Below are 22,791 nucleotides of genomic sequence, written 5' to 3'. Positions count from 1 at the left end.
GACATCAGGCTCAAATAGCCTGAAATATCACTCGTCGATATGAAAAATTACTTAATTTGGAAATGACATAAATCTGTCGCCAGGCAGTGACCTGCAAAACTCAATTCGTCGGACAGACTCCTAGCGCACAAGGTAGTGCTTCTTTCAAAAAATCCTATTGTAATTTTGCTTATATCAGGTTGTGAAGTACACACCGCATGCTCCGAAAATTCATTTCCGGAGCATGCGGCTATTTTTTAGCCTGTAGATAAAAACAAACAATGTTTGCAAAATATTTTATTTAAGAAAGATAATTTATTTGGGTTAGGGGGAACTCGAGCTTACTCCTTATTTTGCATGGATAGCTATGGACTTTGCTAATGCTGAGTGAAATTAAGGATAGTGACATGATGCTTCCTTAGTGACTTCGGATTTCTGTATTTGGTTTTTCTGTGTTTGGTTTTTCTCTATTTTGATTTTTGTCTTCTGGTTCTGATTTTTAAGAGAAATAGGGAAATTAGATTTACAAGTTGTATAACGTATAACAATTTCTTTGATTTTTTCTTGAAAAGCTCAAGGTGTTGTATGTTGTACAACAATTTAGCCTTAATTCACTCTAATGGACCACTTTGGAGCAGAATTGTTGTATTTTTTGCAACAATAGCTTGAAAATAGCGGATATCTTGCCAAATATTGCACAAAGTGAAACAACACACAGACAAGCAAAAGCAAAAGCAAAAGCAAAAGCATATGCGTCTCGCGTGTTGTAGCCTACTTTGCATCAATATTTATAAAAACTCTCTCCCAAAGACGGCAAAAGCCGGTTTTTTTAATGCAGATATGGACTCGAATTGCTTAGTTTGATGAAGAGGCGGATACTGCAGCACGCTGGGCGTTTCTTCGGGAAAAGGCTGAGGCGATAATCACTCCAGAGAGAACCAGCACGGTTCCGAGCAGCTGGACGATGGTCACGCCAGTACCTGAAGCAAGCGACAGGATCATCGTAACCAGAGGTACCATGTTGAAAAAGATGGATGTTTTACTCACGCCAATCTCGGCAATACCGTAGTTCCACCAAAGGTAGCCTAATACGCTAGTGAATAAGGCCATGAATAGAAGGGCACCCCACACAGCAGCGGGAATGTAGTTCATTGAAATCGGGCTAGGCGTCCCGGGAGCCATCCCAATCAGACCTACCGCTCCAATTGTCATGGTATAGGCTGTCGTAGCCAAGCTGGTGGAGCCGCGAATAAATCTCCGGTTCAACACTCCGTACAGCGCCCAGCAAAGGTTGCCGCCCGCGATAAGCAGGTCTCCAAGCGAGAACGAAAGTGTGCTTAATACCTGCCACGAGCCTTGTGTGATTACCAGGATGACCCCCAACAGGGAAACCAGGATGCCTGCACCTTGTCTAACGTTCAAAGCATCTTTGAGAAGCCATCGAGCCAAAAGAGACGATACCATCGGATTTGTTGCCATAATAAGAGATCCGTTGAGCGGTGAGGTCGTTTTAATGCCCTCGAAAAACAGCATGTTAAACCCAAATATACCTAAGATGCCAAGAAGTACATACATATGCCAATTCCTTTTCAGCGCTTGAAGGTTCATTCTCTCCTTGATGTAAAGCAGAATGAGAATGGTGACGGAAGCTATACCGAATCTCCAGGCGGCGGCAGCTGGCGCAGAGAAATAGTGTACCGCATAAGCGGCCAGATTAAACGATGCACCGATGAAAATCGATACAAACAAAAGCATCACGTACACGTTGATTCGCATGGGAATACCTCCTGAATTTTTGAAGTGTTCCCAGCTTACAAATTAGAGCCGGCTAGAAGTCAAGCAGAACATTTTAGTGTAAAAATAAAAATAAATGAATTGACTTCGAGTTAACTCTAAGGTGTAATATGAATTTTAAAGCAGGAGAGTAAAGGAGATGATTGCTATGCTCACCATTAGCCAAGTGTCGGAAAGGACGGGGCTGACTCCTTATACGCTTCGTTATTATGAGAAAATTGGCGTGTTGCGGGGACCTAAGCGTAAGGATGGAGGAGCCCGAAGCTACAGCGAAAGCGAGGTTTCGTTTATTCAATGTCTGAACGGTCTGAAGAAAACGGGCATGTCGCTTGAGGACATAACGGAGTTTTTTCGCGATGGATGTGTGATGGAGAAAATTCATCAAGGGGAAGATCTTGCTAACCTGACACCCTCATTAAATAAGCGGATGGAGATTTTATCCAAGCATCTGGCTGCGTTGGAATCCAAGAGGCAGGAGCTGGATGATGTCATCGCCTTTACGCAGGATAAGCTTGCTATGTATCATGAGCTTTCCAGCGGACTTGCAGAGACGATTTCATCATAGGTCTTCTCAGAGTTTCCGCGTGAAAAGGATTAACTTCCTCGCTTATCATTGTTTTATTTGATCTCCTATTGACTATTGCTCTAGGGATGCATATAATAATCTTTAATCATATTCTATATGGTGATCTACACTAACGAATCGGCTATGAAGAGGAAGAAGTAATAAGGGCACTTATGCGCAGAGAGCGTTGGACTTGCTGAAACCATCGCCTTAATCCCTTACGTACGAAGTCACCTCGGAGCTGTTTTCCTGAAACATGCGGCACAGCCGCAGGCAATAGGGGAAATCGGAAGAGCACACGTTATCGTGCTGAGGGTATTGTTCTTCATGGACATACCTGCTAAGGCTATGTGCTGTGAGGCGCGTAGCAAATTTGGGTGGTACCACGGAAGCTTGAACCCCTTTCGTCCCGTTTTACACGTTATGTGCGTGTATGGGATGAATAGGGGTTTTTCTTATTGTCTAAGAAAGCTCGCAGAATGACATGGACTTACTTTTTGAGAGGAGGATCACAATGAATGTTCAAACTGAACCAAAGAAGTCAAAAGAAGAATTGATTGAGAAGCTTATGAAGCCGGACCTGATTACAGGCTCCGAAATTCTGCTGAGAAGCTTATTGCTGGAGGGTGTGGACTGCGTCTTTGGATATCCGGGCGGCGCTGTTTTGTACATCTATGATGCAATGCATGGTTTTGATGATTTTAACCACTTATTGACTAGACATGAGCAAGGAGCCATTCACGCGGCTGATGGATATGCACGTTCCACAGGTAAAGTTGGCGTATGTATCGCAACTTCCGGACCGGGGGCAACGAACCTCGTCACAGGAATAGCTACAGCTTATATGGATTCCGTTCCGCTCGTCGTTATCACAGGGAACGTAGCAACCAACTTCATTGGTACGGATGCTTTCCAAGAGGCTGATATTACGGGTATTACGATGCCTATTACTAAACACAGCTACTTGGTTAGAGACGTAAACGATCTACCGCGCATCATTCATGAAGCGTTCCATATAGCGAACTCAGGTCGTAAAGGGCCGGTTCTCATTGACATTCCAAAGGATGTCTCCGCTCATAAAACGATATTTAAACCGGCAACGGATGTAAGCATCCGCGGTTATAACCCAACGGTGCAACCGAATAAACTGCAAGTGGATAAGCTGATTAAAGCGATCGAAGAAGCAGAACGTCCGGTCATTATTGCAGGCGGCGGTGTTGTATACGCAGACGCATCCAAAGAATTAATCGAGTTCGTCAATAAAACACAGATTCCGGTTGCAACGACCTTGCTCGGATTAAGCGGCTTCCCAAGCGGACATGAGCTATGGCTCGGAATGCCAGGGATGCACGGGACGTTTACAGCGAACACAGCCATTCAGAATGCGGATCTCTTGATTTCTATCGGTTCCCGTTTCGATGACCGCGTGACGATGAATTTGAACGGTTTTGCTCCAAAAGTGAAGAAAATCGCTCATATTGACGTTGATCCTGCGGAAATTGGCAAGAACGTGAAGACCGATATCCCATGTGTTGGCGACGTGAAAGCTGTTCTGGAATATGCGAACACCAAAGCAAAGCCTGCCCAGAGCGGAGCGTGGATTGCTGAGCTTCAGGAAAGCAAAGAGAAGTTCCCGCTGAAATACGGCAATACCGAGACGGAATTGAAGCCGCAATACGTTATCGAAATGATTAGTGAGACGACGAAAGGCGAAGCGATCATAACGACAGACGTTGGACAGCATCAGATGTGGGCAGCTCAATTCTATCGCTTCAAAAACCCGCGCTCCTTGGTCACATCTGGTGGTCTTGGCACGATGGGCTTCGGATTCCCATCAGCGATTGGTGCTCAAATGGGTAATCCGGATAAACTCGTTGTATCCATTAATGGCGACGGCGGCGTTCAAATGTGTGCGCAAGAGCTTGCGATCTGTGCGATTAACAACATTCCGGTGAAGGTTGTTATTATTAACAACCAAGTGCTGGGCATGGTTCGTCAATGGCAGGAGATCATTTATGATAACCGCTATAGCCATATTGACCTGGCTGGCAGCCCTGATTTCGTGAAACTGGCAGAAGCTTACGGCGTAAAAGGCTTACGTGCCACGACGAAGGAAGAAGCAAGAAGAGCATGGCAGGAAGCACTCGATACACCGGGTCCTGTCGTTATTGATTTCGTCGTGCCAAAAGGAGAGAATGTCTTCCCAATGGTTAAAGCAGGCGATACAATTAGTGACATGTTAATGGGGGATTCGGAATGACGACAACTAAACATACAGTTTCCGTACTCGTAAACAATCAGCCTGGTGTCCTGCAGCGTGTATCCGGTTTGTTCGGACGCAGAGGCTTCAATATTGAAAGCATCACCGTAGGGGAGTCCGAAGAACTCGGACTTTCCCGAATGGTTATTGTCACCACAGGGGACGACAACACGCTTGAGCAAATTTCCAAGCAATTGTACAAGTTGATTGACGTTATTAAAGTCATTGACCTGAGCTCGAACCCAATGGTTGCCAGAGAACTGGCACTCATTAAAGTAAATGCAGAACCGATTATGCGTCCGGAAATACTCGGTATTGTTGAGACATTCCGCGCAGCGGTTGTAGATATTGGGCCAGCCTCAATTATCGTGCAAGTTGTCGGAGATTCAGATAAAATAGATGCTATGGTCGAATTGCTTCGTCCTTATGGCATCCGTGAGCTTTCCCGCACGGGAGTCACAGCGATGATTCGCGGTTCAGTTAAATAAGGCATAAAACAGTTTGGTAAAGAGGTAAGGCCTCCTTGAGTGGGGCTTTCAGCGGTATACCCTTTAGCGCTCCAATAGGGTAAACCGTTGAAACACCCATTCAAGGGGTAGACAATACGGGTTCATCATATCAAAGGAGGATTTATTCGAATGGCAGTTACTACTTACTATGAAAAAGATGCAGACTTAGCGGTACTTAAAGGTAAAACGATCGCAGTTGTTGGTTATGGTTCCCAAGGACACGCACAAGCACAAAACTTGCGTGACAGCGGATTGAACGTTATTATCGGACTTCGTGAAGGTCGTTCATGGAATTCTGCAAAAAATGATGGTTTCGAAGTTGTATCCGTTGAAGAAGCTGCAAGACGCGCTGACGTGATCCAAATCTTGATGCCGGATGAAACACAAGCTCGCGTTTACCGTGAGTCCATTCAACCGAACATGAAAAAAGGCGCAGCAATCATGTTCTCCCATGGTTTCAACATCCATTTCGGACAAATCGTAGCTCCTGAAGGTACAGATGTATTCTTAGTAGCCCCTAAATCCCCAGGTCACATGGTACGTCGTACTTATGTTGAAGGCTTTGGCGTTCCTGGCTTGATCGCTATCGAGAAAGACGCTACTGGCAACGCAAAAGCAATCGGTCTTGCTTATGCAAAAGGTATCGGCTGTACACGTGCAGGCGTTATCGAAACTTCTTTCCGTGAAGAAACAGAAACTGATTTGTTCGGTGAGCAAGCTGTTCTTTGCGGCGGTGCTTCTGAACTGGTTAAAGCAGGTTTCGAAACATTGGTTGAAGCTGGTTATGCACCTGAAATGGCTTACTTCGAGTGTCTGCATGAGTTGAAATTGATCGTTGATATGATGTATGAAGGCGGACTAGCTTCCATGCGCAGCTCCATCTCCAACACAGCTGAATACGGTGACTATGTAACTGGACCTCGTATCATCACAGCTGAAACGAAAAAAGCAATGAAAGCTGTTCTTACTGACATTCAACAAGGTAAATTCGCTCGCGACTTCATCTTGGAAAACCAATCCAACTTTGCTTTCATGAACGCAACTCGCCGCAATGAAGCAGAGCACCCAATCGAAGTGGTTGGTAAAGAACTGCGCGAAATGATGCACTGGATCAAAAAGTAATCATAAGTCCTAAATTTATAGCAAAACCTTCCACAGGGAGTGATTGAGGAGAATTTCCCAATCACTCCCTGTGAATACTATAAAGACGAGTAAAAATTTGCGAGTGTGGCTTTTAAACCTTCGAAGAACAACCCAGTGGAGGGCTCAGTGTTTGCTGGAGAAGCGTAGCGTTCGTATTTGAAAACGTGTCCCTACTTTTTGTTTTAGTCAGATGAGGGGGACACGTTTTCAAGAAACGATCGGAAGCAAATGCTGAAGACCGGAACGGTCAGGCTTTTCAGCTTCGATGGTTAATAGAACAGTCGAAATCTTTTAGGAGGTGACATGGTGCGCAAAATCTACATCTTTGATACAACGCTTAGAGACGGCGAGCAATCACCAGGTGTGAACCTGAACACTCAGGAGAAGGTCGAGATCGCGCTGCAGCTAGAGAAGCTTGGCGTGGATCGTATGGAGGCTGGTTTCCCAGCTGCATCACCTGGTGACTTGGCAGGCGTGAATGCCGTTGCGAGAGCCGTCAGGAATGCCTCTGTTATCGGTTTGTCCCGCTCGAAGGAGAGTGACATCGAGGCCGTCCGTGAAGCGCTGCAGGGCGCTCAGGACCCGTGTATTCATTTATTCCTAGCGACGTCTCCAATTCATCGCCAGCATAAGCTGAAGATGGAGAAGCATCAAGTGCTGGAGACAGCCGAAGCAGCGATTAAATATGCGAAGAAGTATTTCAGCAAAATCGAGTTTTCACTCGAAGATGCTGGCCGTACCGAGCTGGATTTCATCGCAGAAGTAACAGCAATGGCTATACGTACTGGAGCTTCCGTCGTGAATATTCCGGATACAGTCGGTTTTATGACGCCGTACGACTACGGTAATATTTTCAAAATGCTGAAGGAGACTGTGCCAGGCATTGAGAAGATTCAGCTGAGCGCGCATTGCCATGACGATCTCGGAATGGCTACGGCTAACGCGCTAGCGGCGGTGTTGAACGGTGCCGATCAAATCGAAGGCACCATCAACGGGATCGGCGAGCGGGCGGGCAACACCTCGATCGAGGAAGTTGTCATGGCGCTCGAGACGCGCCAGGATTTCTACCAAGCGAAAACATCGCTTGTGCTGAAAGAGATCTACCGCACCAGCCGTTTGGTCAGCAAGCTGACCGGCATGGTGGTGCCAGGCAATAAGGCGATCGTCGGCGCTAACGCGTTCGCTCATGAGTCCGGCATCCATCAGGATGGGATGCTCAAAGAGAAAACGACATACGAGATTATTTCCCCTGAGACCATCGGGGTCAAGGAAAGTAAGCTCGTGATGGGTAAACACTCCGGACGCCATGCGTTCCGCGAGAAGCTAATCGATCTCGGCTACGACCTCGGAGACGAGCAAGTGAACGCGGCTTTCGCCAAGTTCAAAGATTTGGCGGATCGCAAGAAGCAAGTTGAAGACGAAGATATCCGTGCATTGATCGAAGAGAAATTGATCGAGACGCCGGAAGTTTTCGCGTTAGGCACGCTTCAGGTTGCTTATGGCAACCAAATGACACCAACGGCAACGGTACATGTTCGCTTCCAGGACGGCACCGAAGTGGCGGAAAGCGCAGTCGGTAACGGCTCCGTTGATGCGATTTACAATGCGATTGATAAAGCAACGAAGGAAGACGTCGAACTGGATGACTACTCCATCAAATCCGTCTCGCACGGTAAAGATGCGCTCGGCGAAGTGCACGTTGTTCTGAAACAGAATGATGTGTCCGTTCAAGGACGCGGTATTTCTACCGATATTCTGGAAGCAAGCGCCAAAGCGTATTTGGACGCTGTGAACCGCCTCATTGATAAACGCAAAACCCCAACAAGCAACAGAAGCAACGTCACGTTGATTTAATAACCTAGATTCTAGGCGGTACCACCCAGATAAGCACCTCACCTCCAAGCATCGCGAGGAGGGGTGCTTTCTCCAAATGCGAAAGGATGCGTCCATTTATGAAATATCGATTTTCTAAATCGCTGGAAGGTTTCTCATCCTCGGCGGTAAGAGAAATTCTCAAGCTGACACAAGGCAGTTCGATTATCTCTTTTGCCGGTGGATTGCCTGCTGAAGAGTTTTTTCCTTTGGACGCGGTGGCTGATGCGTTTCAAAGAGTGATTGGCGGCGGGAAGTCCGCGCTGCAATATGGTTTGACCGAGGGCTACAAGCCGCTTCGTGAATCCTTATGCAAGCGGATGGCTGCTAAGAATATGCAAGTAACACCTGAAGAGATGCTGCTGACGACGGGATCTCAGCAAGCGATTGATCTTCTTACGCGTGTTTATATTGATGAAGGCGATGTCATTCTTGTTGAAAGCCCAACGTATTTGGCGGCGATTCAAGTATTTCAAGCCAAAGGCGCTAAGATCTATTCGGTTGATAGCGATAATGACGGTATGATTCTTGAAGATCTATCGGCCAAAATAGCGAAGTACAATCCGAAGATGGTCTATGTCATTCCGACCTTCTCCAACCCGGCAGGCCGTGCATGGAGCTTGGAACGCCGTCAAGGTTTACTGGATATTTGCCGCGGCGCTGAAGTGCTTATTCTGGAAGATGATCCGTATGGGGAAATTCAGTTTGACGAAAACGAAACCTATCCAACGATCTTCTCATTGGGTGGCGAAGCGGAAGGCGGAGCTGTTGTTTACACAAGCACCTTCTCCAAAACCGTAGCACCTGCCTTCCGTACCGGATGGGTGATGGGTGACGAGACGATTATTCGCCAAATTGCTCGTTTTAAGCAATCCGCGGATCTGCATTCCAGCACAATTGATCAGCAAACGCTGTATCATTTGCTTGAGCACTTTGATCTCGACGCACATATCTCCTTAATTCGTGAGCAATATCTGGATCGCATGAAATTCATGTCAGGCCTATTGAAAGATTTAAACTGGCCTGGACTGAAGTGGGAAGAACCGAAGGGCGGCATGTTCATCTGGGTGGAGCTGCCGGAGCATATTCGTGCCGAAGATCTGCTGAAAATCGCGGTAAAAGAAGGCGTAGCATTTGTACCAGGATCCACTTTTTACGCCGAAAACCCACAATACAACACAATGCGCCTGAATTACACACATACGGATCGTGCGAACACGATTCTCGGTATGCAGAAATTAGCTAAGGCTATGGAATCATATCTACAAAATGCATAGAAGATAGCGCACCCTCATGCGAATTGGTCGACCAAGATCATCAGCAGCAGGGTGCTTTTTTTGTTGTCTATATGGCCGTCTAACACCAGGTATCTTCACTGGGATCCTTAGAATTGACATGGAATATATTTCAAATTATGATAAATGGAGGACAATGGAAAGGATTGGTGACTTCATGTTGATACAGATTTCCAATTATTTGTTCATGGGTTCTTTATTATTGCTTATTGTAACTTGTATTGCAAAAGGTGCATTGAGCCAAGGATTTACTAGTGTAACTGGTTTGGGTGGCACTAGCGGGTCAGCCACTGATTTGAATATGGAGCATAATCAAAAGCAACTTTTTCAATTTCAAGATTCATTGGTTGGCAGGATCGTAAAGTCTTATTTCTTTTGGACTTCAGTTACAGGTATTATCATTTCCATGGTTATTTCAAAGCTCTAAGCGTATAAAAAAGCCGCCAAGTCAGTGAATCGCTACTGGCATTAGCGGCTTTTTTGCTCAAAATGATAGAAGAAATTGTCTGTTATTGAAGGGGGCGATTCTTTGCTTAAACCAATCAACCGAAGCCGAGCAAGAATATTTCTGGGTAAAAAAGTGTATAGACTTAGAAGGTATCTTCAGTGGTATTTGGATGGTAGGGCCTATGCCAAAGCGAAGCAAGCGGAGCCTCTTCCTTATCTTTTATTTTCACATAAAACGCCACTCCTTAGACAGCTGAAGGATGTAGACATGTGGCTTCAGTATAATAAAGTGATTAATCTAAGGATCGCAGCCAAGCAATTAAATGGTGTCATTGTGAAGCCAGGTGAAACATTCTCCTATTGGCGGTTAATTGGCAGCACGACAAGACGTAAAGGATATCTGGACGGTATGGTGCTTTTTCATGGGAAGGTTCAGGCGGGGGTTGGGGGTGGGTTATGTCAGCTTTCGAATTTAATCTACTGGATGACACTGCATACGCCGCTTACCGTAACGGAAAGGTATCGCCACAGCTATGACGTATTTCCGGATTCAGGCAGAAGTCAGCCTTTTGGAAGCGGAGCAACTTGTTTCTACAATTATTTAGACTTGCAAATTCTTAATGAGACGACGGAGGAGTTTCAACTCGTTATCCGGGTGACGGATACTCATTTGGTTGGGGAGTGGCGTGCTGTTAGCCCAGCCATGCATACCTATGAAATTTATGAGAATAAGCATTGGATTACGCGCGAATACTGGGGCGGCTATGTTCGCCATAATGAGATACATCGCAGAGTGCTGAACTTGGAACGCGAAATCGTAGGTGATGAATGGGTGACTGAGAATCATGCCATAATGATGTATGAGCCGCTATTGCCGCAAGGCACGTCATCAACTTGAAATCCAGAAAATTTCGTTGATAAATTAGGATAGGCAATTAGTAGTTATTATCTTTTTGCGAATTTTCAGAAGAAGCTGATGAAAAAGCCTGCAAAAGTGCAGGCTTTTCAATCGAATCCGACGATTAGGGAGGAATCCCTGCAAATATACAGTATTTTTGCAGCATTTCTGCTTATACCTGAGGAGTAGCTGCGAAAAAGTGTATTTTTGCAGGGATTTTATTTACCGAGCTAAAAAAGAGGTAAAAAGGATGTATAAATGCAGCCATTCTACAAAAGCTGATTTGTGCTTCGTTGAAGCTCGTATCGTACGACGTTTTTGCCTGCTGCTCCTGTGACAGCGGAAAACCAACCCTTCGTGCAGAGCGACTACAGCATTCGAACGGCAGTTCGGTGATTGATGCCTAAATGAGTCACTACATCAAGTGGCCGCAGCGGACGAGCGAGACTGCATAGGCGGACCCAGTCGGGACGAGACGAACGACTTCCCCTCTCCAACACGCTGCTCGAAAGCAGTCTTTAATTTGTCCCCTAAACGAGTTTCATCGTTAGGAGAATTTTCTCTGAAGCTATTTGGATGATACATCCAGATGGCTTTTTTGCATTCGTCTGCATTCGTCTGCATGCGTTTGCAGGACGTTGGCATCCGAATAATTCTGCCTTAATATGGGAAACTATGGAGTACATGATATCAGAATGGTGGTGCAGGGATGGGGACGATCCGAAGATGGTTAAATGGCATAAAATCAGCTCCAATCAAGAAATCATCCAATCATAATAATCAACCGATTTCAGGGAGCCTTGAAAATAACCTGACTACCCTGCACGCCTTATTTAGTCATGCCCCAGATCTTGTTGCGCGTCAGTTTCAATTAAGAACAGGGGAAAATGCCGTACTTGTTTATTTGGAAGGGCTCATTGATAAATCAGCGATTAATAATAACATCTTAAAACCACTCATCTATGAAATTGATTCAGTTAAAGATATTTGGAACTCTTCTCTTACGATTGCAAAAACAGAAATTGTGTCCTTATGGTCCGACATTGAAATAGCGATTTTCCAAGGCCAAAGCATCCTGTTTATTGACGGGCAAGATCGTTCGCTTGTTTTATGTACGCAAGGCTGGCCTCAGAGAGCAATTAAAGAGCCGCAAGTCGAATCGACGTTAAAGGGATCGCATCAAGGATTTGTCGAGACATCGGGGCAGAATATTGCCTTAATCAGGCGTTATCTTCCTAATCGTGAACTGAAAATAAAAGAATTTAACGTCGGATCTCGGGGAAATACAAGAGTTTCTGTGATGTATCTCGATGACGTTGTGCAACCAGATTTCGTGAAAGAAATGGAGGACCGTCTGCAGCAAATTAATGTGGATGCCATTCTAAATACCGGAGAATTAGCGGAATATATAGAAGATCACCCCATAAGTCTGTTTCCACAGTTAATCATGACGGAACGTCCGGATTCCGCTGCCGCACATATGTTGCAAGGGAGAATAGTCGTCGTTGTCGACCATTCACCCAGTGTGATTGTTGCTCCTGTAACCTTTTCGGCATTTTTTCAAAGTGTTGACGATTACAGCAATCGCTGGCTCGTAGCCACTTTTCTGCGCTTATTACGCTATCTGGCTTTAATTACGACAATATCTTTATCAGCTGTATATATAGCTATTGTTTCATTTCATTATGAAGTGCTTCCTTTGGATTTATTGATATCGATTGGGGAATCCAGAGAAAAGGTACCTTTTCCTCCTATTATAGAGGCTCTTCTGATGGAACTTTCCCTAGAGATGTTAAGGGAAGCAGGTTTACGTCTACCGGGCCCTATTGGACAAACGATAGGTGTCGTAGGAGGTATTGTCATCGGTCAGGCGGCCGTGCAAGCGGGAATTGTGAGTAATATCATGGTGATTATCGTTGCCATCACGGCAATTTCCTCTTTTATTATCCCTGATTATGATATGTCCTCCTCGCTGCGGTTACTTCGCTTTCCAATGATGTTTCTGGCAGCTGTATTCGGTATGGTAGGCATTGTGATTGGGCTGATGATTATAGGGGCTCACCTTATCTCGATGGAATCATTTGGAATATCCTATGGAAGTCCAGTGGCTCCAATCCGGCTGTCTGATTGGAAAGACGTATGGATTCGGGTCCCCATGTGGAAAATGAATAAACGCCCGCTCTCGGCTGATCCAACTCAACTAACAAGACAGGGAGCAAACAGAGAAGGTGAAGATCAACCATGAATAAATATGCGTTTAATCAAATTTCTTTGAAACAATACATCTTTATTATATTTGAAGCGCAAGTCGGGATCGGTGTCTTATCCCTACCCCGCGATTTAGCTAAAACTGCCGGTAAGGATGGATGGATATCCCTTTTATTGGGTTGGATATTATCAATGCTCTTAAGCTTGGTCATCATCCGAATTATGAAGAAAAACCCCGAATATACGTTATTCGAACTTTTATCTAAATACTTTGGCAAGTGGGTGGGTAAAAGTTTATCTGTTCTTTGGATTCTGTATGCGGCATATGCAGCAAGCGTGGTCCTGTTTTCAACGATTCATATCATAAAGATATGGATCATACTGGATGTACGTGACTTTATCTTGATGACCCTGTTTGTCATTCCCATCTATATGATTACGAAGCATGGAATAAGAGTGATCGGACTCTTTGCTGAGTTAGTTTTTCTAGTTTCTTTGTGGATGCCTTTCTTGTTGTTTTATTCATTCAAAGATACCCATTGGCTTTTCCTTCTTCCAATCGGTAAAGAAGGATTGCTTCCCATTCTGTCTACCGTAAAATCAACCATCCTTTCTTTCCTTGGATTTGAACTGGCTTTCATTCTGTATCCGTTTCTAAAAGATAAGAAATCCGCATCTAAGGGAATTATTATTGCAAACTCTTTGTCCATGTTTATATTTTTAATGGTGACAGTCATCAGTTATGTTAGGTTTTCACAAGATGAAATTAAAGATTACGCTTATCCCACGCTTAACTTATTGAAGCTCATCCGGCTGCCGTTTTTAGAACGGTTGGAGATCACCTTTCTTTCCTTTTATTTGTTTCTGCTATTTATGACGATCATTCCCTACCTTTACACAGCTGTGCTGGGAGCAAGTCAATTATGCGGCATGCCGGATCATCGAAATGTTTTGGTAATACTCGTGTGCCTATGGATCCTATTATCATTCTTTTTTCTCCCTTCTTCTTCCCAAATAACTCAAATGGGCAAATCATGGGGGACGGCAGGTACTTTTTTCGCCTTTGTGTTTCCCATTTTCCTGTGGATCTACGGATGGCTGTTTCATCTCGCTAGAAAGGAACAGAAACAATGAAGAAATGGCAGGGCATTTTCTTAACATGGGCCGTTATATTGGGGTTAACCGGGTGCGGCAAGGCCGTTTATATAGAGACTCAACGGTTTCTTCTTGCTGACGGTATAGATTTTGATGAAGAAAAGAAGGTGGTCTTCTACACATCAAGTCCTGTCTTCAGTAAAGCAGCTAAGGATAGATTTAAAATTACAAGCACAACTGGGGATACGATTCGTGAAATTAAGAAGAAACTCGAGTCGAAAATAAACGGTAATGTTGCACCTGGAAAATTGCAGAGTATTCTTATAGGAAAAAAAATGCTGCAACAAACCAATGTATTACCCTACTTGGATGTCTTATTTCGCGATCCCAAAAATGAAATTAATGCAAATGTGATTGTGGTTGATGGGTCTGTGAAAGAGGTGATGTATACGAATATGAGTGATAAAGGCCGAATAGGTGGAGTGATCAAACAATTGGTGGAAAGCACATATAAAAGCAGAATTTCAGTGCTAACTACACTGCAGAAATTCCATGAACAAATGATGGATAATGCAATAACGCCATGCATAACTGAAATGAGAGTAGAGAAGAATGATCTCGTTATTTCAGGGACCTCTCTTTTACATAAAGAGGGTACCTATGCGACTTCTTTGAATAAACAAGAAAGTTCTCTACTACTATTGTTGCAGCGCAACAGGAACAATCCCCTACCGTTAACGTTTCACCTTCCTCCTGAGATGTTTCATACGGATGAAGAAATATCTTATGTGAGTTTCAATATTAAAAAAGTAAAGGCTAATTTCAAAACGAAATTCGAAGGAAACCATCTTACCATCGATATCGAGATGAAGGTTCCGATCGATGTAGAGGAACGCATGTTCACCTTAGATATGGAGAAACAGAGCAAACAGTTGGAACATGCGATTGAACAAGAACTTGAAAAAGAATGTCAGGCTTTAATCAAGAAAGCCCAAAAGCATCAAGTAGACCCTTTTGGTTTTGGGATTTATGTGCGGGCGCACGATTATAAAAACTGGAAGAAGGTAGAGGATAACTGGGGAAAAGCTCTATCTGAAGCAACAGTAAATGTATCAACTAAAGTTGCCATCAAAAGTATCGGAGTTTCCGAATGAATAAATATTCGTTTAATCAAATCTCCTTGAAACAATACATCCTTATTATTTTTGAAACGCAAGTCGGGATCGGTGTCCTATCCCTTCCACGTGATTTAGTTAAAACTTCTGGAACAGACGGATGGATATCCATTATATTGGGTTGGATTTTGTCTATACTTTTTAGCTTAGTCATCATACGAATTATGGAGAAAAATCCCGAGCATACATTATTCGAAATTTTTACTAAATACTTTGGCAAGTGGGCGGGTAAAGGTTTAGTAGCGGCCTGGAGTCTCCTCGCGGCATATGCAGCAAGTACAGTTATGTTTTCAACCATTCATATTATAAAAATATGGATCGTTCAGGATATAAGGAACTTCATTTTAATGATCCTGTTTACCATTCCCATCTATATGATTACGAAGCAGGGAATTAGGGTGATCGGACTCTTCGCTGAGCTGGTAATTATTGTCACCCTATGGATGCCTTTCTTATTGCTATTAGCACTAAAGGATATAGAGTGGATGTACCTTCTTCCGATTGGAAAAGGAGGCGTGTTTCCCATTCTGTCTTCCGTAAAATCAACCATATTTTCTTTTATTGGATTTGATTTGGCTTTCATCCTGTATCCTTTTCTAAAGGACAAGAAATCAGCGTCCAAGGGAATTGTTATTGCAAATTCATTAACGATGATTGTCTATTTAATAACTACAATCGTCTGTTTTATTCGATTCTCTAGAGCTGAGATCATAGACTACGTTTACCCCATGCTCAACTTATTGAAGGTTATCCGATTGCCTTTTTTGGAACGGCTGGAGATCATTTGCCTGTCCTTTTATTTATTTATCATATTTATGACGATTATTCCTTTACTTTACGTGGCCACATTAGGAACAAGTCAATTATTTGGCAAGCAGGATCATCGAAATTATTTGAGAATACTCCTATTCCTGTGGATCCTATTGTCATTCTTTTTTATCCCTACTTCTTCTCAAATAACGCTAATGGCCAATACGTGGGGAATAGCCGGTTTTTATACGGCTTTTGTGTTCCCTATTTTCCTTTGGATTTACGGATCGATGTTTCATTATGTTAGAAAGGAACCGAAACAATGAAAAGATTCAATTATCTTTTATTAGCAATGACAGTTTTGTTGTTTGTAGCGGGGTGCGGTAAAGCCGTTTATATAGAGAATCAACAGTTTGTTCTTACAGAGGCTATAGATTTTGATGAGAATAATAAGCTAGTCGTATACACGACAACTCCTGTCTTCAACGAAGAAGCCACAGATAGATATAAAATCACATCCACGAAGGCTAATACGATGCGCAAATCAAAAGTGGAAATTGATGGTAAGACAAGTGGCAATCTTGCATATGGAAAATCGCAAAATGTTCTTATAGGAAAAAAACTGCTGCAGCACAGAAACGCATTCCCCTATTTGGACGTTCTCTTCCGTGATTCTCGAAATGAGATTAATGCGAATGTGATTGTGGTTGATGGGACCGTTAAAGATGTGATGTATACGAATATGAGTGATAAAGGCATACTCTCCAACGTGATTAAACAACTACAAGAAAGCTCATATAAAAGCAGGATTTCCGTACAGACTTCGCTACAGGAATATCATCAACAAATGAAGGATAAAGCAATGACGCCTGTTTTAACTGAAATGAAAGCAGAGAAAAATGACATTGTTATTTCAGGTACGGTTCTTTTACATAAAGACGGCACCTATGCGGCTTCTTTGAATCATCAAGAAAGTTCTCTGCTCCTATTATTGCAGCGCGATACGAAAAGCCCTACACCGTTAACGTTTCACTTTCCTCCTGAAATGTTCCAGACGGATGAAAAGTTGTCCTATGTGAGTTTCAATATAAAAAAGGCAAAGCCTAATATAAAGGCAAGTTTCGAAGGTGGCGATCTAACAATAGACATTGAGATGAAGGTTCAGATTGATTTGACGGAGCGCATGTTTACCCTAGATTTAGAGGAGAAGAAAAAACAGCTAGAACAAGTCATTGAAAAAGAGTTGAAAAAAGAATGCGAGGCTTTAATCAAGAAAGCTCAAAAATATCAAATAGATCCTTTTCAATTTGGGGTCCACGTACGCGCATTTAACAATAAAGACTGGAAGAAGGTAGAGGATAACTGGGGAAAAGCGCTATCTGAAGCAACAATAAATGTTTCGCCTAAAGTAAAAATTAAAAGTATTGGGGTTTCTGAATAGTCATTGAGAATTAGTTGATAGGTGATACCTATAAATGCGATAGCTTTTATATCTAAAGAAGAGGGGCTACTTATGATACAATGTTAGCAGTATATAACGATAGTAAATGCTTTCAATAGCAGGTTTACTAATCTAAGGAGTGAATGGCAGCCATGGCAGATGTGAAGAAAATTGCTGTAATCGCTGGAGATGGTATTGGTCCAGAAGTCGTTGCAGAAGCGGAAAAAGTATTGAAACGTACCGAAGAATTATTCGGTTATCAATTTGAAACAGAGCACGCCTTGTTCGGCGGGATTGCGATTGATGAGAAAGGGACGCCACTTCCGGAAGAAACGTTGAAAGTTTGCCAATCGGCAGACGCTGTACTTCTTGGAGCTGTTGGCGGACCGAAATGGGATAACAACTCCAAAGAGCTTCGTCCTGAAACAGGCCTTCTCGGTATTCGCAAAGCGCTTGGATTATTCTCTAACATTCGTCCAGCTTTCATCTTTGACTGCTTGAAAGAAGCTTCCACGTTGAAGCCTGAAGTGCTGGAAGGAACGGACTTGATCGTTGTTCGTGAATTGACTGGCGGGATCTACTTCGGTGAGAAATTCCGTCGTGAAACAGCGAATGGTCAAGAAGCTGTCGATACTTGTGCATACAACGTAACAGAAATCGAGCGTATTGCTCGTCAAGCGTTTGAAATCGCACAGACACGTCGTAAGAAGCTTGCTTCTGTAGACAAAGCGAACGTTCTTGAAACTTCCCGTCTATGGCGTGAAACTGTGAACCGCATTGCGGTTGATTACCCGGATGTTGAGCTAGAGCACGTGCTCGTTGATAACTGTGCGATGCAATTGCTGCGCCGCCCATCCAGCTTCGACGTCATCGTGACGGAAAACATGTTCGGCGACATCCTGAGTGATGAAGCAGCCATGCTGACAGGTTCCATCGGGATGTTGGCATCCGCTTCTCTTGGCGAAGGCAGCTTCGGCTTGTACGAGCCGGTACACGGCTCCGCTCCGGATATTGCAGGTCAAGGCATCTCCAACCCAATCGCAACCATTCTTTCGGTAGCGTTGATGTTCCGCTTGACATTCGGTTACCACGAAGCAGCGGATTCCATCGAGCGCGCAGTGAAAGAAGTGCTGGATGCGGGTCACCGTACAGGCGACATCGCGGTTGATAAGAGCACAGCAATCGGTACCCTTGCAATGGGCCAACTGATCGTAGACGCTATGCGTAAATAATAAAAAAGCTCGTCCGACGAGGCCTTTGAGGCTTCAGAGGGCGAGTTTTTTTTTTGCGGCTCGACCTCTTGCATAGGGGGAGTCTAGTTTGCAGCTTGTTTTCTTGTTAAGCTGGCTTCAAACATATCAATGATAAATAGGAATCTTTCTGCTTCACGAAATACATGATCGGCAAGTAAGGGATGGATGATACTTTTTATACGGCAAGCTTCGATTAGATCCCTTGCTGTTTTTTTGAAATCACGCAGAGAAACGACAGAAACGCGATTCTGATCAAGGAATTGGTCGAGAAGCGGCTCCGTTTGAGATTGAGGACGCATACCGCTTAAATCAATGGCTTGAAAGAGCAACTGGTCGAAATCTTGGCTAAAATTGCGAGCTTGCTCAACGAGTTTTCGTTCTGACGGATCAAGGAGATGTCCGATGAATTTGGCATGGTCAGCCATTATTCTCAGAAAGAAAACATTTTCATCAATGATCGCATCGGGCAGCGGTTCTAATCGGCCAGTATTCAATTCCTCTAATCGATTTCTAAAATAATTGGCTTCTCTGCTAGTATGATCAACTAACAAAGGAAAATTGTTACCGCCTGGAAGTTTACATTGGATGATGAGACCTAAAACTCTTCTTTTAAAAGCCCAAATATGGGTTGCGGCAAAATGGACTTCCATGTTAAAGCTTTTGATTTGCTCAGGATCAGTTAACTCATTAAACGCATGGGATTTTCCTTCAATTTGCTCAAACGTATGGTAAAAATGATCAGCTTCTTGGATTAACTGTGTATCCTCACACCGAAATCCAAGCTTCAGAAATAAAGAATGCTCTTTCATAATTCGTGACCAGAATCGTATCTCATCCAATGATCGACTAACAAATTCATTTGACAATTCCGACACTCTCCTCAAGAAGTATTCTGATACCCTATGTATAATCTTCATGAGAGGAGCTTATGCAGATGTCGTGAAAATAGGACAGCTAGTAACTTACGCGATTGATTTGAAAATAAAAAAAGAACAAGGAGAGGCTCGCCGCAGCAAACTGCTCCTTGTTCTTGTGTGGTTATTATATCATTACCTAAACTCTGGCGGGGTTCTCCGAGCAACATTCGTTAAAATGGCCGCTTCAATCACAGCTTTGCGTACTTGTATCACGACCTGTTCATTGAAAATACTAGGGATAATGTAATGTTGGTTGAGCTCTGCCCCTGAAACGACGGAAGCAATCGCTCTCGCCGCGGCCAGCTTCATCGGCTCATTAATTCGCCGTGCTCGGCAGTCCAGCGCGCCTCTGAACAATCCTGGGAATACAAGCACGTTATTAATTTGATTCGGATAATCGCTTCGTCCCGTAGCAAATACAGCAACATGCGGAAGCGCCTCCTCCGGCGTGATTTCAGGATCGGGATTAGCCATTGCGAACACGATGCTTTGCGGAGCCATCTTCTTCACGTCTTCTTCTTTCAAAAGGCGACCTCTTGAGACACCGATAAATACGTCTGCGCCTTGAATCACTTCTTGAAGAGTTCCCTCTGTCGATTCCACCTGAGGTTGATCGGCAAGCCACTGCCACATGGGGTGGGAATAAGTCCCGCCGCGCACGATAGCGCCATCCCGATCTACAGGAACGAGGTGCGTAACGCCAGCCTGGAGCAGCATTTTGCAAATCGATACGCCTGCTGCACCTATCCCATTAACAACAATACGGATATTTTCAATCCGTTTGCCAACGACTTTAAGTGCATTGAGCAGTCCCGCGATCACAACGACAGCTGTTCCGTGCTGATCATCATGAAAGACTGGGATCTCCAGCTCTTCGGCGAGCCTGTTCTCAATTTCAAAGCAGCGCGGAGAACTGATGTCTTCCAAGTTAATGCCGCCGAAAATCGGACTAATCGCTTTGATCGTGCGAATGATTTCTTCGGTATCCTGTGTATCCAAACAGATCGGGAACGCATCAACACCAGCGAGCTGCTTGAAGAGCATGGCTTTACCTTCCATAACCGGAGCTGCCGCATGCGGGCCAATGTCGCCTAAGCCTAGAACAGCAGTACCATCAGTTACAACCGCCACCGTATTTCGCTTAATAGTAAGTGAATACGCCTTCTTCGGATTTTCAGCTATCGCCGTACAGACTCGAGCAACACCTGGGGTATATACCTTGGATAAATCATCGCGATTCTTGATCGGAAGTGTCGGCTGAATCGTAATTTTGCCACCTAAATGCACAAGGAAGGTGCGATCAGAGACGTTGATGATTTTAATGCCCTCTAGTTGTTTCAGAGACTCTGCGATTAACGCTTCATCCTTATCCGAAAGATCGACGGTAATATCCCGAATAGAGAAATCATGACCTGGACGTATCACGTCAATAGAGGTAATATCTCCTCCGGACTTGCTGATTGCAGCCGCTACATCGCCAAAACTAACCTTGTTGTGATCTAATTCTAAACGGAAAATAATACTTGTTTGTGCCAACTTAAACCCTACCTCTCCACTTCACAGCTTCAGCCATGCGCTTCAGTCCAACCATGTAAGCTTTATCTTGATTATTTTGAACCCACTCAAAGTATGATACCACTACACCACCCGCGCTGGCTAGGACGTCGGGAACAATCATGATGTCCGTAATTTGATTCTCAATAGCCGCTGGCACTAAAATGTCACATTCCTGAACTAAAAACGTACATAGAGAAGCAAAATCGTTCATGTTCATCAGGTCTCCATATATTATAATAATTATTATGTAGTATCCGATCTAATTATTGACTTTCATCAAGTCGAATGTTACCATTTTATACGAATAAGATAGATTTTGAGGAGGATTCATACCCATGGCAGAGCGTTTAGTTGGTAAACAAGCTCCTGATTTTACAATGGAGACCGCTACAGGTAACGGTAAAGAATTTGGTAAAGTTTCTTTGTCTGATTACAAAGGAAAATGGTTAGTATTATTCTTCTACCCATTGGACTTCACATTCGTATGTCCTACAGAAATCACAGCTTTGAGTTATGCTGCTAGTCAGTTCAAAGAACTGGACACTGAGATCCTTGGTGTTTCCATCGACAGCATTCACACGCACAAAGCTTGGATCAATACGCCAATTAACGACAACGGTCTTGGCCAATTGGAATTCCCACTTGCTGCAGACATTACGAAATCCGTAGCACGTGACTATGGCGTTCTGATCGAAGAAGAAGGTATCGCGCTTCGCGGTCTGTTCATCATCGATCCAGAAGGCGAATTGAAATACGAAGTTGTTAACCATAACGACGTAGGCCGCAGCGTAGAAGAAACACTTCGTGTGCTTCAAGCGCTTCAATCCGGCGGATTGTGCCCAATGAACTGGAAACCAGGCGACAAAAACCTGGTTGTAAAATAAGGTTGATATCAAGATGACGAAGCTCCTCTTGCCCTCATGCGAATGCGGGCAGAGGAGCTTTTCCTTAGGTTGGAGGAATTGGGCGTGGCAGTGCCAGTGCAAATGAAATATACAAGAGATCACTACTGGATTCGGCTGGACGGGGAAAGAGCTGTTGTCGGGTTAACGGAGTACGGCATCAGCGAGCTGGGTATGATTGTTTTTATCGAGCTTCCAGATCAGGATGCGAATGTGAGGAAAGGGGAGTTCATTGGGGCTGTTGAGACTGTGGCGGATGACGAACACGACCTGCTGGCCCCTTTATCCGGCCAAATAACATCAGTTAATCGGCTGCTGGAAAGAGCGGTGATGCTGATTCACGAATCCCCCTATGACAAAGGCTGGCTATTCACGATTCGGTGGAATCAAGAATCCGAGCTGGAGCAGCTATGGGAAGAGGAAACTTATGTAAAGGAGTTTTCGCTGGAAGACTGAGTGCTTGACTTAATAGTAAAGAATGCAAGACCACTTCACTGGAGTCCTGCATTCTTTTTTTAACAGATAAGCATTTATATGTTTTGGGTTTGGGGTAAGCGAAGCTTACCCTTTATTTACCACAGAAAGTATAAGTTCTCGGTATCCCCAATAGGGATCTTTGGTCGTAGGCCAAAGTCTCTCCTTATTAATTTGGGTTGGAGCGAACTTTAACGAGAAGAACTCAGAAGTGATTTGGGTTGGAGCGAACTTTAACGAGAAGAACTCAGAAGTGA

At 44.0% G+C, this 22,791-nt stretch carries 19 protein-coding genes and 1 pseudogene; 16 read left to right on the top strand and 4 right to left on the bottom strand.

The window, feature by feature from the left end:
• Positions 1 to 834: 834 nt before the first annotated feature.
• A complete protein-coding gene (locus ASG93_RS23845; protein ID WP_056835948.1) occupies positions 835 to 1,755 on the bottom strand; it encodes a DMT family transporter in 921 nt (306 codons plus the stop codon).
• 166 nt (positions 1,756 to 1,921) lie between these two features.
• Between ASG93_RS23845 and ASG93_RS23840 the strand changes: the two genes are divergently transcribed.
• The 14 genes from ASG93_RS23840 (at position 1,922) to leuB (ending at position 18,663) form a co-directional block, all read left to right on the top strand.
• Complete coding sequence (locus ASG93_RS23840; protein ID WP_056835955.1) at positions 1,922 to 2,338, top strand: MerR family transcriptional regulator; 417 nt, start codon at positions 1,922 to 1,924, stop codon at positions 2,336 to 2,338.
• Positions 2,339 to 2,852: 514 nt separating this feature from the next.
• A complete protein-coding gene (ilvB, locus tag ASG93_RS23835) occupies positions 2,853 to 4,598 on the top strand; it encodes a biosynthetic-type acetolactate synthase large subunit (RefSeq protein WP_056835946.1) in 1,746 nt (581 codons plus the stop codon).
• The gene (ilvN, locus tag ASG93_RS23830; protein WP_056835944.1) at positions 4,595 to 5,086 is read left to right on the top strand and encodes an acetolactate synthase small subunit; all 492 of its coding nucleotides are present in this window, start codon (positions 4,595 to 4,597) and stop codon (positions 5,084 to 5,086) included. The genes ilvB and ilvN overlap by 4 nt, the downstream gene beginning before the upstream one ends.
• A gap of 150 nt (positions 5,087 to 5,236) precedes the next feature.
• Positions 5,237 to 6,229, top strand: coding sequence for a ketol-acid reductoisomerase (ilvC, locus tag ASG93_RS23825; protein ID WP_047681140.1), 993 nt, complete (start codon positions 5,237 to 5,239; stop codon positions 6,227 to 6,229).
• Positions 6,230 to 6,556: 327 nt separating this feature from the next.
• Entirely contained in the window at positions 6,557 to 8,104 is a 1,548-nt protein-coding gene (locus tag ASG93_RS23820) for a 2-isopropylmalate synthase (protein WP_056835953.1), read from the top strand.
• Between the two features lie 98 nt (positions 8,105 to 8,202).
• A complete protein-coding gene (locus ASG93_RS23815) occupies positions 8,203 to 9,399 on the top strand; it encodes a PLP-dependent aminotransferase family protein (protein ID WP_056835951.1) in 1,197 nt (398 codons plus the stop codon).
• Positions 9,400 to 9,553: 154 nt separating this feature from the next.
• Complete coding sequence (locus tag ASG93_RS23810; protein ID WP_056835942.1) at positions 9,554 to 9,844, top strand: hypothetical protein; 291 nt, start codon at positions 9,554 to 9,556, stop codon at positions 9,842 to 9,844.
• 102 nt (positions 9,845 to 9,946) lie between these two features.
• On the top strand, positions 9,947 to 10,762 hold the full coding sequence (locus ASG93_RS23805; RefSeq protein WP_156411015.1) for a VanW family protein: 816 nt from the start codon (positions 9,947 to 9,949) through the stop codon (positions 10,760 to 10,762).
• Between the two features lie 709 nt (positions 10,763 to 11,471).
• Entirely contained in the window at positions 11,472 to 13,007 is a 1,536-nt protein-coding gene (locus ASG93_RS23800) for a spore germination protein (RefSeq protein WP_082615056.1), read from the top strand.
• Positions 13,004 to 14,104: a GerAB/ArcD/ProY family transporter gene (locus ASG93_RS23795; protein WP_056835938.1), complete on the top strand. Its 1,101-nt coding sequence runs from the start codon at positions 13,004 to 13,006 to the stop codon at positions 14,102 to 14,104. The genes ASG93_RS23800 and ASG93_RS23795 overlap by 4 nt, the downstream gene beginning before the upstream one ends.
• Positions 14,101 to 15,219 carry a Ger(x)C family spore germination protein gene (locus tag ASG93_RS23790; RefSeq protein ID WP_056835936.1) on the top strand — a complete coding sequence of 373 codons (1,119 nt, stop codon included), beginning with the start codon at positions 14,101 to 14,103 and terminating at the stop codon, positions 15,217 to 15,219. The genes ASG93_RS23795 and ASG93_RS23790 overlap by 4 nt, the downstream gene beginning before the upstream one ends.
• On the top strand, positions 15,216 to 16,316 hold the full coding sequence (locus tag ASG93_RS23785; RefSeq protein WP_056835934.1) for a GerAB/ArcD/ProY family transporter: 1,101 nt from the start codon (positions 15,216 to 15,218) through the stop codon (positions 16,314 to 16,316). The genes ASG93_RS23790 and ASG93_RS23785 overlap by 4 nt, the downstream gene beginning before the upstream one ends.
• Positions 16,313 to 17,431, top strand: a complete 1,119-nt coding sequence (locus ASG93_RS23780; protein ID WP_056835932.1) for a Ger(x)C family spore germination protein — start codon at positions 16,313 to 16,315, stop codon at positions 17,429 to 17,431. Before ASG93_RS23785 ends, ASG93_RS23780 begins: the two co-directional genes overlap by 4 nt.
• Positions 17,432 to 17,583: 152 nt before the next feature.
• The gene (gene leuB, locus ASG93_RS23775; protein WP_056835930.1) at positions 17,584 to 18,663 is read left to right on the top strand and encodes a 3-isopropylmalate dehydrogenase; all 1,080 of its coding nucleotides are present in this window, start codon (positions 17,584 to 17,586) and stop codon (positions 18,661 to 18,663) included.
• Between the two features lie 83 nt (positions 18,664 to 18,746).
• Here leuB and ASG93_RS23770 read toward each other — a convergent pair whose 3' ends face one another.
• The 3 genes and pseudogenes from ASG93_RS23770 to ASG93_RS23760 all read right to left on the bottom strand — a co-directional run.
• The gene (locus ASG93_RS23770; protein ID WP_235550958.1) at positions 18,747 to 19,550 is read right to left on the bottom strand and encodes a DUF2935 domain-containing protein; all 804 of its coding nucleotides are present in this window, start codon (positions 19,548 to 19,550) and stop codon (positions 18,747 to 18,749) included.
• Between the two features lie 183 nt (positions 19,551 to 19,733).
• Positions 19,734 to 21,137, bottom strand: a complete 1,404-nt coding sequence (locus tag ASG93_RS23765) for an NAD-dependent malic enzyme (protein WP_056835926.1) — start codon at positions 21,135 to 21,137, stop codon at positions 19,734 to 19,736.
• A gap of 1 nt (position 21,138) precedes the next feature.
• Positions 21,139 to 21,339: pseudogene (locus ASG93_RS23760) on the bottom strand (glutamate dehydrogenase); the annotation flags it as partial.
• Positions 21,340 to 21,493: 154 nt separating this feature from the next.
• On the opposite strand from ASG93_RS23760, the gene ASG93_RS23755 reads away from it, so the two are divergent.
• Both ASG93_RS23755 and ASG93_RS23750 read left to right on the top strand, forming a co-directional pair.
• The gene (locus tag ASG93_RS23755; protein WP_056835922.1) at positions 21,494 to 22,042 is read left to right on the top strand and encodes a peroxiredoxin; all 549 of its coding nucleotides are present in this window, start codon (positions 21,494 to 21,496) and stop codon (positions 22,040 to 22,042) included.
• An 84-nt stretch (positions 22,043 to 22,126) separates the two neighbouring features.
• Positions 22,127 to 22,516 carry a glycine cleavage system protein H gene (locus tag ASG93_RS23750; RefSeq protein WP_063891955.1) on the top strand — a complete coding sequence of 130 codons (390 nt, stop codon included), beginning with the start codon at positions 22,127 to 22,129 and terminating at the stop codon, positions 22,514 to 22,516.
• The last annotated feature ends 275 nt before the right edge of the window (positions 22,517 to 22,791 follow it).

It is taken from the genome of Paenibacillus sp. Soil787, from assembly GCF_001429545.1.
Classification (GTDB): Bacteria; Bacillota; Bacilli; order Paenibacillales; family NBRC-103111; genus Paenibacillus_E.
The sequence above is the reverse complement of the archived record's forward strand: the minus strand, read 5'-3'. Positions and strand labels throughout refer to the sequence as shown.

Coding starts and splice junctions, on each gene's coding strand:
- ASG93_RS23845 (WP_056835948.1), bottom strand. CDS start 1,755: ATGCGAATCAACGTGTACGTGATGCTTTTGTTTGTATCGATTTTCATC.
- ASG93_RS23840 (WP_056835955.1), top strand. CDS start 1,922: ATGCTCACCATTAGCCAAGTGTCGGAAAGGACGGGGCTGACTCCTTAT.
- ilvB (WP_056835946.1), top strand. CDS start 2,853: ATGAATGTTCAAACTGAACCAAAGAAGTCAAAAGAAGAATTGATTGAG.
- ilvN (WP_056835944.1), top strand. CDS start 4,595: ATGACGACAACTAAACATACAGTTTCCGTACTCGTAAACAATCAGCCT.
- ilvC (WP_047681140.1), top strand. CDS start 5,237: ATGGCAGTTACTACTTACTATGAAAAAGATGCAGACTTAGCGGTACTT.
- ASG93_RS23815 (WP_056835951.1), top strand. CDS start 8,203: ATGAAATATCGATTTTCTAAATCGCTGGAAGGTTTCTCATCCTCGGCG.
- ASG93_RS23810 (WP_056835942.1), top strand. CDS start 9,554: ATGGAAAGGATTGGTGACTTCATGTTGATACAGATTTCCAATTATTTG.
- ASG93_RS23800 (WP_082615056.1), top strand. CDS start 11,472: ATGGGGACGATCCGAAGATGGTTAAATGGCATAAAATCAGCTCCAATC.
- ASG93_RS23795 (WP_056835938.1), top strand. CDS start 13,004: ATGAATAAATATGCGTTTAATCAAATTTCTTTGAAACAATACATCTTT.
- ASG93_RS23790 (WP_056835936.1), top strand. CDS start 14,101: ATGAAGAAATGGCAGGGCATTTTCTTAACATGGGCCGTTATATTGGGG.
- ASG93_RS23785 (WP_056835934.1), top strand. CDS start 15,216: ATGAATAAATATTCGTTTAATCAAATCTCCTTGAAACAATACATCCTT.
- ASG93_RS23780 (WP_056835932.1), top strand. CDS start 16,313: ATGAAAAGATTCAATTATCTTTTATTAGCAATGACAGTTTTGTTGTTT.
- leuB (WP_056835930.1), top strand. CDS start 17,584: ATGGCAGATGTGAAGAAAATTGCTGTAATCGCTGGAGATGGTATTGGT.
- ASG93_RS23755 (WP_056835922.1), top strand. CDS start 21,494: ATGGCAGAGCGTTTAGTTGGTAAACAAGCTCCTGATTTTACAATGGAG.